The following is a 1,242-nucleotide window of genomic DNA, read 5'->3' on the forward strand; positions in this document are numbered from 1 at the left end:
GATGCTCATGCTGTGTATACGGTCATTGACGGGTATGGCGATATTGACGCGCTTGTCTTTTTCAAAATTTACTTTGACGAAGAAAGTCATGCAGACACCTCATGGAATCTTCCTGTCGAGAAACTAGCCTCAATTAGCGGTAGTGGCCCAGATCTGGGCGGAGGACCAATTCGCTTAGCTTGTCGTTCTCAGTGTTCGATTAATTGGCACCAAGAGGATCTTTGGGATCCAGATATGAATCCTGGAACGAATGATTTTTTAGCGGTTCGCAAAGCGGTCAATACCAATCGTTTACGATTTAGGTTTCAAGAAAAACCAGAGGGAGAACCTGTTGGCATTCCAACTCTTGGTGCTAGCGATAATGAAGATGATTTACCTGTTTTAGGTGGCTCTGATCAAAGCTCTACAGCGATTGATGCGGATGCAGACAAACGAGTTAAGTTAGCGCGTATTCTGAAAGAGCAGCGCTTACGGATTCGTACCCTAGAAAAGCACAAGGAACGATCAAGCTCTGAAATTGATCGTGAACAGCGCATTATTGTTCATGCATATAAAAATGAAATCCAATCCCTCAAACAAAATCTCGAGCAGCTCAAGTTAAGTAACGAACGCTTGCAAGAAAAGTTAAGTTCTCGAAATGAGCAGTATATTGATCTGCAAGATAAAGTGAGTGGCCAAACTCAGGTGGTAGAAGAGCTTCAAGAGAAGCTTAAAAATGCGAGCTCTGAAGAGAAAGATGCGCTAGAGAAGCAGAAACTAGAAGCTGAAATCGTTTTGTTGCGAGAGCAATTAGATCGTAGAGACTTGGATTTAGCATACCGCGATGAGCGGGAAGATTTACTTCGCGCAGAATTGGAAGAGCTTAAAGAGACAATGTCTGATGGTTTGGGCTCGAATGATTTGGTTGAAAAGCTAAAAGAGATGGAAGTTGTTTATGTGGCGTATCACGCGGGTGTGGGTCATATATCAATGACATCGATTGACATACTTCGTTATGCCGAGAACCCAATGGCATTCGTGGCTGAAAAAGCAAAAGTCAGCGAGAAGGTTTACCGTGCTTGGTTAGCGCATTTTGAAAGCCCGTTGTGTCAGGAACCCCATGATGACGGTACTTTGTGCCATAACAAAGTGCGTGTTTGTGATAACCCTACTGATTTTGAAGTAGGTATTAGTGATCGTTGCGATCTGCATCGTATGGATATTTGATATGCAGGGTCTAAACGGGGAAGTCACTTTCCATGA

Annotated in this window: 1 protein-coding gene; it reads left to right on the forward strand. The window is 43.4% G+C overall.

The annotated features are described in order from the left end of the window. The coding region (locus A3762_RS27535) for a hypothetical protein (protein ID WP_068755576.1) at positions 1-1,206 on the forward strand (1,206 nt) is incomplete at its 5' end. Positions 1,207-1,242: the final 36 nt, after the last annotated feature.

Source organism: Oleiphilus sp. HI0125 (assembly GCF_001635355.1).